The sequence below is a fragment of the Pedobacter sp. genome, assembly GCF_035566355.1.
In the GTDB taxonomy this organism is placed as follows: Bacteria; Bacteroidota; Bacteroidia; order Sphingobacteriales; family Sphingobacteriaceae; genus Pedobacter.
On record NZ_DATMRL010000339.1, the window covers coordinates 1 to 8,864 of the forward strand.

6 protein-coding genes and 1 pseudogene are annotated in these 8,864 nt (G+C 41.9%); all 7 read left to right on the forward strand.

The genetic code is table 11. The features are described 5' to 3' along the window. Positions 1-783 (forward strand): annotated as a pseudogene (locus tag VNZ46_RS13050) (SusC/RagA family TonB-linked outer membrane protein); the annotation flags it as partial. A 19-nt stretch (positions 784-802) separates the two neighbouring features. After that, positions 803-2,344, forward strand: a complete 1,542-nt coding sequence (nanU, locus tag VNZ46_RS13055) for a SusD family outer membrane lipoprotein NanU (protein WP_325560543.1) — start codon at positions 803-805, stop codon at positions 2,342-2,344. A gap of 39 nt (positions 2,345-2,383) precedes the next feature. Next, complete coding sequence (locus tag VNZ46_RS13060; protein WP_325560544.1) at positions 2,384-3,313, forward strand: dihydrodipicolinate synthase family protein; 930 nt, start codon at positions 2,384-2,386, stop codon at positions 3,311-3,313. Between the two features lie 53 nt (positions 3,314-3,366). Continuing rightward, positions 3,367-4,515 (forward strand): galactose oxidase, encoded by a 1,149-nt coding sequence (locus tag VNZ46_RS13065; protein ID WP_325560545.1) that lies wholly within the window; start codon positions 3,367-3,369, stop codon positions 4,513-4,515. Beyond that, complete coding sequence (locus VNZ46_RS13070) at positions 4,515-5,753, forward strand: MFS transporter (RefSeq protein WP_325560546.1); 1,239 nt, start codon at positions 4,515-4,517, stop codon at positions 5,751-5,753. The genes VNZ46_RS13065 and VNZ46_RS13070 overlap by 1 nt, the downstream gene beginning before the upstream one ends. After that, positions 5,750-7,837 carry a GDSL-type esterase/lipase family protein gene (locus VNZ46_RS13075; RefSeq protein ID WP_325560547.1) on the forward strand — a complete coding sequence of 696 codons (2,088 nt, stop codon included), beginning with the start codon at positions 5,750-5,752 and terminating at the stop codon, positions 7,835-7,837. Before VNZ46_RS13070 ends, VNZ46_RS13075 begins: the two co-directional genes overlap by 4 nt. 6 nt (positions 7,838-7,843) lie before the next feature. Continuing rightward, positions 7,844-8,864, forward strand: a 1,021-nt coding sequence (locus VNZ46_RS13080; RefSeq protein WP_325560548.1) for an AGE family epimerase/isomerase, incomplete at its 3' end; no start/stop codon positions are given.

The following is an 8,864-nucleotide window of genomic DNA, read 5'->3' on the forward strand; positions in this document are numbered from 1 at the left end:
TGGGTAGGTGGAACACAGGAGGGCCAGCCACTGGGAGCTATTTATGGCTATAAACAAATATCCATATTTAAAGATGCTGCAGAGGTTGCTGCAATTGCGGGAAATCGTGTTGACAATGTAGCTAATATTACCGGGCCTAATCTGCCAGCTGGAAAAGGCGGCCATATTACACCGGGAGATGTGAATTGGGAAGATGTTAACGGCGACGGTATTATTGACTCCAGAGATCAGGTGTATCTTGGAAATATCTTCCCGTCCTGGATAGGTGGTTTTAATTTCAGCGCATCTTATAAAGGTTTTTCAGCTTATACGCGTTTTGAATTTAATCTGGGAAATACGATCTATAATGATTTTTTAGCCAGAACATTAGGGGGATATCAAGGAACATTTAACTACACAACTGAAATACTGAATGCCTGGTCTCCGACCAATACAAATACGGCCGTCCCAAAGGTCTATTATGCTGATCAGGTGGTTGGTTCGAAACAAAATTATACCCGGGGAAATTCTGCGAATGCGAATTTGAATGGCAATAACTCCAGTTTGTACGAAAGTGGTGATTATCTGGCCTGTCGTGAAATTACTTTGTCTTATGATCTTCCTAAAAAGATTATAGCTTATGCTATATTTTTAAGCAAGGCAAAAATATTTTGCAGTGGCAACAACTTATTTTATTTGAAAAAATTCTCAGGAGCAGTGCCAGAGAGTGCTAATAATGGTATTTATGTTGGTGCCTACCCAACAGCAAAAAACTTTGTATTTGGTGTTCAGGTTTCCTTATAAGCCTATAAAATTGAAGATTATGAAAAAATATATAGCCATCTTAATATCAAGTCTGTGGATGCTGATTTTAATCACTTCTTGCAGAAAACAACTAGACCTCTATCCTGTTAGTAGTATAAGTGATGCTCAATACTGGAAAACGCCTGAGCAATTCGATGCTTTTGTTGCAGGTCTGCACACGCTCTTCAGAAATAATAACGCTGCCTTTCAGACATTAGGCGAAATGCGTGGCGACATCTTTGGAACGGAACCTGGATCCGGATCTTCTTTTACAGGCGAGGCGACACAAGGCTTGGAAAGGTTCTGGACGCAGAATCTTAACCTGGATAATCCTGGAGTAAGCAACTTTGGAGGTTTTTATAGTACCATTAATCAGATCAATTTACTGATCGCGAAGTTAAATACCACAAGTGTTGTTACCCCGGCTAACAAAAACCATTATCTCGGGATTGCTTATGGTATTCGGGCCTATTATTATTATCATTTATATCGTTCATGGGGTGGAGTAGTTATCTCAACTGAACCTATAACCGGAGATAACATCAATATAGGAAACCTTGCGAAGGCAGCTTCCAGTGCTGCGGAAGTAATGGCCTTAATCAAAGCCGATTTAGAAAAATCTGTGACGAGTTTTGGAAATGACTATGCGATCAGAAATAATAAAGGTTATTGGTCGAAGGCCGCCACTCAGATGTTAAAAGCGGATGTTTATTTATGGACAACGAACAGGGGCGGTGGAGCTGCCGATGCAACGATAGCGAAAACAGCCCTAACAGATATTCAATCAAATATTCCTGCTTTACAGTTATTGCCATCTTATGCCAATATTTTTCCAACAACTTCAAGAGGAAACAATGAAATTATCTTTTCTATACGCTATCAGTTAAATGAGGCTAACCTGAGCTTTGTGAGCAGTAGTTTTGTTCCCCAGACAAGCTTAATTACCAATTTTTATGATTCTTTAGCTGTTAGACAGTTCAATGTGACTACAGATAATTGGGGTGGTCTTTTACGTGCCCCGGTAAGAATTGCAGCCTACAGACAATTTAGTACCCTGGACACACGTAGACTTGCAAGTATCCAGGCTGCGTATACCAAAACAGGGAGCACATATACTATTGCGGGTTGTTTTGCTGATAAATATGCGGGTGAACAAAGTGCGGGCGCAAGGTCAATAGACAACGACTGGCCAATTTATCGGTATGCTGATTTGTTGCTCATGAAGGCCGAGGCAGAAGTTGCGCTAGGGCAGGATCCCTCCGCAGAAATTAACCTGGTACGCGCCAGAGCCTTTAGTAGCAATTACAATGCTTCAGTACAGGGCTATCCGAACCAGGCCATTGACGCAAATCCTAAAGAAGCCATTTTACAAGAGCGGTTTTTAGAGTTTGTTTTCGAAGGCAAACGCTGGTATGATCTGCGGAGATTTGGAGATACCTATGTGTATGAACATACCACTCTTTTACCTTCACAATCTTATGCACTTTACTGGCCAATTGATAGAAATTCATTAACAAACAATAAATTACTGGTTCAGACACCTGGATATTCGGCATTTTAATTGGCTCAATTCAAGAATAATAACAGAATTTAATACGATATGATCATACAAAAACTAACAGGCCTGATTGCCGCACCTTTTACCCCTATGGATAACCAAGGTGAAATCAATACTTCCATTATTCCAGACTATTACCGGTTTCTTAAAAATAATAAAGTCACAGGCGCATTTATTTGTGGATCGACCGGTGAAGGCGTGTCTCTGACCAATACGGAAAAAAAACAAATAGCCGAAGCCTGGGCAGATTGCACCCGTCAGGATCCTGATTTTAAAGTACTGATGTTTTTGGGAGGAACCAGTGTAGAAGACTGTAAAGATCTGGCCAGACACGCCCGTCAAATTGGCTTATATGCAGTCTCCTTTACTTCTCCTTTCTATTTTAAACCGGCTAATGTGGAAGTACTGGCCCGGATGTGTGCAGAAATTGCAGCGGAGGTACCTGATATGCCTTTTTATTACTACCATATTCCCGTTCTGACAGGTGTAGGCTTTGCGATGTATGATTTGCTGAAAGCAATAGAAGGTAAGGTTCCTAATTTTGCAGGAGTTAAATATACGCACGAAGATTTTATGGACTTTCTTTCGTGTAAACATTTTGAGAATGGTAAATTCGATATGCTTTGGGGAAGAGATGAGAATATGCTGTCTGCGCTAATCCTTGGAACAAGAGGAGCTGTAGGAAGTACTTTTAATTATGCTGCACCGCTATATTTCAATATGATCAATGCCTATGAAACCGGAGACTTTGAAAAGGCAAGAACATTACAGCAGCAATCCATTGATATGATCCGTTTACTGGGTAAATATGGCGGAATTGCAACAGGTAAAGCCTATATGAAACTGGTAGATATTGACTGTGGCAGCTTTCGACTTCCGGTGAAAAATATGAGTGCAGAAGAATTCAAATCCTTCAAAAAAGACGTGGAATTGGTAGGATTCCATCAATTTAAATCGCTTGCTCCTCATTAGACGTAAATAAGTGCACCATGTTCAAATCTCCTTTTCTTTTATTCTTAACATTTATGCTGTTTTCTTCAGATGCATTGCCACAGCAAGCATCAAATTTTTTTATTCAATGGACTGTTGTGGCTAAGATTATTCAGGCTGACGGACAGCTGTCTCCAGGTTTTGCAGGTGCAATTAATGGCGTGTTCAATAATACATTTGTTCTGGCGGGTGGAGCTAATTTTCCAGATAAATTACCATGGGAAGGAGGCGGGAAGCATTACTCGGATGAAATTCATGTTTTGCACAGAAATAAAGGCCGGTTTATTTGGAATACCAGGGTAAAAGCTAAGCTTATAGCACCTGTTGCTTACTGCGGAAATACCTCAACTGAGCAAGGGATTGTATATGCGGGCGGAGAAAATGAGAATGGATTATCAGACAAAGCTTACTTATTGACCTTTGATCCGTTAAAAAATCAGATTTCGATAAAATCCTTACCTGATTTACCAGTTGCTTTAACCAATGTTGCACTGACCCATATTGGTGCTGTGGTGTATGCCGTGGGAGGAGATGGGAAGTACAATTCTTCTGATAGTTTTCTAAGTCTGGACTTGAAAAGTGCAAAACCGGAATGGCTCGCTTTACCAAATCTACCTATTGCACTTGCAAACGCAGTGGTTGTGGCGCAGAACGGGGCAGATGGCCCCCATGTTTATGTTGTTGGGGGAAGAACAAAAACCACCTCAGGAATTAGTGAACTGCATGGTACGACATTGATCTACGATCCTGAAAAACGCAGCTGGACAAGGGGGGCATCTATCCGGGATGGATTAAAAGAAACAAATTTTTCTGCTGGAGCAGGACTGGCATTAGGTAAGCATTCGATTTTGATCACCGGAGGGGATAACGGATATGTTTTTCACCAGATTGAAACTTACCTCGCAAAAATTGCCAGTACAGAAATACCTGAAGAAAAAGAGAAGCTCATTGCCGAAAAAAACATGCTGAACATCAACCATAATGGGTTTTACAGAGGAATATTGCTCTACAATACCTTAACTAATCGATGGACAACACTCGGGAAGTTGCCCTTCCCCGCGCAGGTCACTACAACGGCTGTCAGATGGGGGAACGATATCATCCTGTCTAATGGCGAAGTCAAACCCGGTGTACGCACGCCCAATGTAATGCTTGGGCGATTTAACAACTTAAATGTATGGTAATGAATACGAAAAGATATGCCTGGGTAGTTGTTGGTTTGCTTTGGGTGGTGGCTTTATTAAATTATATGGACAGGCAGATGTTGTCTACCATGAAACCAGCCATGCAAATTGATATTGCCGAGCTACAGTCCGCCACCAATTTTGGCTATTTAATGGCCATATTTCTCTGGATCTACGGTTTGACGAGTCCAGTTTCTGGAATTATTGCAGATAAGTTTAATCGAAAGTGGCTCATTGTTGGCAGTCTGTTTGTCTGGTCGGGAGTAACTTACGCCATGGGCTATGCAACTACATTTAACCAGATTTATTGGCTCAGAGCAATAATGGGGGTAAGTGAGGCTTTGTATATTCCGGCTGGCTTATCGCTGATTGCCGATTTTCATTCGCCCAAAACGAGGTCTCTGGCCATAGGTATCCACATGACTGGTTTGTATATGGGACAGGCCTTAGGTGGATTTGGGGCCACTGTTGCCGCTGCATTTTCCTGGCAGGTTACCTTTCATACTTTTGGATGTATCGGTATTTTCTATTCTTTAGTACTGATCTTTTTTTTACGGGAGCATACAACATCAGATCAGTTACAGCAGTCAGGCCAGATTCGAATTAAAGCTAAATCTTCCCTGTTTAGAGGATTTGCCGTTCTGTTTACCAACCTCTCCTTCTGGATCATTCTTTTCTATTTTGCAGTTCCAAGTTTGCCAGGTTGGGCAGCGAAAAACTGGCTTCCTACACTCTTTGCTCAAAATCTGAACATTGATATGTCTAAGGCGGGGCCATTATCTACCATCACCATCGCTTCCTCTTCTTTTCTGGGCGTATTGTTTGGAGGTATATTATCTGATAAATGGGTACAGAGAAATATAAAAGGGAGGATTTATACCAGCGCTATTGGATTGGGGCTAACTATTCCCTCTTTGTTGCTTCTGGGCTTTGGGCATTCTTTGTGGAATGTAGTTGGTGCGGCTATATGCTTTGGTCTTGGGTTTGGAATGTTTGATGCCAATAATATGCCCATCTTGTGTCAGTTTGTTTCTGCCAAATACAGGGCAACAGCTTATGGTTTAATGAATATGGTTGGTGTATTTTCAGGGGCTTACATTACAGATCTTTTAGGCAAATCTTCTGATGCGGGCAGTCTGGGTAGAGATTTCGCAATGCTTGCAGGTATTGTATTGGTTGCATTGTGTATCCAGCTTTATTTTCTGCGTCCTAAACATAATGATTTTATAGAAATATGAGCTGGTGTATTAAACAAATTGCCGGGCTGTCGATCCTGCTATTTCTTATGACCTCTGTAAAGGCACAGGAAAGTAAACACATCAGAATTGCTTGTATCGGCAATTCTGTAACTTATGGTTATGGTCTGAAAAATAGGGAAACCGAGTGCTATCCGGCCAGACTTCAGCAGGGGCTGGGTAAAAGTTACGAGGTGAAAAACTTTGGTCACAGTGGAGCTACTTTACTGAAACATGGGCATAATCCCTATTTTAAGACAAGGGAATTTACAGATGCACTGAATTATAAACCCGACATAGCCATTGTACATCTTGGATTAAATGATACAGATCCAAGAAACTGGCCAGATTATAAAATGGATTTTCAAGCAGATTATACCTGGCTGCTGGATACCTTGAGAAAGGTAAACCCAAAGATCAAAGTCTACGTTTGTCGGCTAACTCCGATTTTCAGTGGCCATCCCAGATTTAAATCGGGAACCCGGGATTGGTACTGGCAAATTCAATCTTGTATTTCGGCAGTGGCCAAAGGAAATCAGACTGAATTAATTGATTTGAATACGCCGTTACGCAACAGACCAGACCTGTTTGTAGATCAGCTTCATCCCGATGCTGAAGGAGCATCCATCATTGCACAAACGATTTTTCAGCGCATAACAGGCAATTTTGGAGGTTTGCAACTGGCTTCAATTTTTAACAATCATATGGTGATACAACGATCCAGACCGATTCCTATTTATGGTAGTGCTAATGCTGGTGAACAGGTTGCAGTGACCCTTGGCGATAGAAAAAAGAGCGTTTCGGCTGATCAGGAAGGGAAGTGGAAAGTCGAGTTTCCTGCCTTAGCTGCAGGAGGACCATATGTGATGAAAGTGCAGGGACAAAAAAGGAAAATGGTTTTTCAAGATATCCTCATTGGCGATGTCTGGTTATGCTCCGGACAATCCAATATGGCTTTTCCACTAAAAAGTGCAGCTACAGGTGATTCTGAACTGAAAACCTTGACCTCGAAACCCTTGTTGCGTTTGTTTAAATTGGAAGGTTGGAAGGAGACAGACAATTCAGCATGGGATTCTGTGTCTTTGTTTAAAGCCAATCAATTGAAGTTTTTTTCCGGTAAATGGAGTACATGTACTGCAAGAACGGCAGCAGATTTTACCGCTGTAGGCTATTATTTTGGGAAGCAGATCATGCAAGAGGAAGGTATTCCAATCGGTTTAATTGAACTTGCTGTTGGTGGATCAACAACTGAATCCTGGATTGACAGGCAGACAATGGAACATGATGATCTGCTGGTAGACGAGTTGTTCAACTGGCGTAAGTCTGATTTTATCCAGCCCTGGGTGAGGGAACGAGCAGATACGAATTTAAAAGCAGCATCAAACCCTAGACAAAGACATCCATATGAACCCTGTTACAATTATGAAGCTGGTCTGGATTCCTTAACCAAATTTCAACTTAAAGGAGTGATCTGGTACCAGGGAGAAAGCAATACGCATAATGTAGAACTTCACGATCGCCTTTTTCAAACCTTGGTAAAGAGCTGGAGGCAACAATGGGGGTATGAATTCCCTTTTTACTATGTGCAGCTGAGCAGCATAGACCGACCATCCTGGCCTGTTTTCAGAGCGGCTCAAAGAAAACTGCAATTCAGCATTCCTAATACCGCTATGGCGGTGACCAGCGACCTTGGAGACTCCTTAAATGTGCATCCAACTAGAAAAAAGGAGGTTGGGGAACGTTTGGCTAAACTGGCATTAAAATATACTTACCAAAAGAACATAGAGGCCAATGGTCCGGAAGTCCGGGAGGCGGTATGGCAGGGGAATGAAATTGTGGTTTCCTTTAATCACGCGGTGCAGCTTAAGACAAGTGACCAAAAAATATTAAGAGGTTTTGAGTTGTTTACAGATCGGGGTTTACAGATACCCGTCAAGGCCGAGATACGTGGAAATGTCATTTATATTACTCCTCCCGCATGTTCGAAGCCAAAGTTGTTGCTGTATGCGTGGAAACCTTTTACACGTGCAAATCTGGTAAACGGCGCGGAACTACCTGCCTCTACATTTTCTATACCTATAAATTAAAAACTAATGAGTTATTCTAACACTGAGCTGAAAGCACTGCAGCAATTTTATAAGAACCAATTGTTAAATGATACTGTTCCATTTTGGTTTCCGCGTTCAATAGATCAAACATACGGGGGATATCTATTGATGCGGGATCAGGATGGAGCACTGATCGATGATGATAAAGCCGTATGGATACAGGGTAGAGCTGCGTGGCTTTTATCCACCTTGTACAATAGCATAGAACAGAAAAAAGAATGGCTGGATGGTGCCAAATCTGGGATCGATTTTTTAAATCAGCATTGTTTTGATGTTGATGGACAAATGTTCTTCCACGTGACCAGGGCCGGACAGCCGATACGCAAACGCCGGTATTATTTTTCTGAAACCTTTGCTGTGATTGCGAATGCAGCTTATGCAAAAGCAAGCGGAGATAAACAGGCTGCCGAAAAAGCCAGATATTTGTTTGGAAAATGCATTGAGTATTCTACCACGCCTGGTATCCTTCCTGCTAAGTTTACCGCTGTAAGACCTGCAAAAGGTATTGGTACACCCATGATCATGATCAATACTGCGCAGCAAGTCCGGGAAACAATAGGGGATCCCAGGTGCGATGAATGGATAGATCATTGGATTGACGAAATCGAAAGAGATTTTGTGAAAGACGACATTCAGTGTGTTATGGAACAGGTGGCGCCAGACGGGAGTATTATAGACCATATTGATGGCAGGACACTTAATCCCGGACATGCCATAGAAGGGGCATGGTTTATCCTGCATGAAGCAAAACATAGAGGCAACGATGCGCGTTTAACTGCATTGGGCTGCAAAATGCTCGACTATATGTGGGAACGTGGATGGGACAAAGAACATGGCGGAATTTTGTATTTCAAAGATGTGTACAATAAACCAGTGCAGGAATACTGGCAGGATATGAAGTTCTGGTGGCCACACAATGAAGTGATCATTGCAACCTTATTGGCTTATACAATGACAGGTGATCCAAAATATGCGGAATGGCATAAAATGGTTCACAACTATGCCT

What these genes read in the sequence shown, in the direction of transcription:
- VNZ46_RS13060 (WP_325560544.1), top strand. Translation starts at nt 2,384, where the DNA reads ATGATCATACAAAAACTAACAGGCCTGATTGCCGCACCTTTTACCCCT.
- VNZ46_RS13070 (WP_325560546.1), top strand. Translation starts at nt 4,515, where the DNA reads ATGAATACGAAAAGATATGCCTGGGTAGTTGTTGGTTTGCTTTGGGTG.
- nanU (WP_325560543.1), top strand. Translation starts at nt 803, where the DNA reads ATGAAAAAATATATAGCCATCTTAATATCAAGTCTGTGGATGCTGATT.
- VNZ46_RS13065 (WP_325560545.1), top strand. Translation starts at nt 3,367, where the DNA reads ATGCTGTTTTCTTCAGATGCATTGCCACAGCAAGCATCAAATTTTTTT.
- VNZ46_RS13075 (WP_325560547.1), top strand. Translation starts at nt 5,750, where the DNA reads ATGAGCTGGTGTATTAAACAAATTGCCGGGCTGTCGATCCTGCTATTT.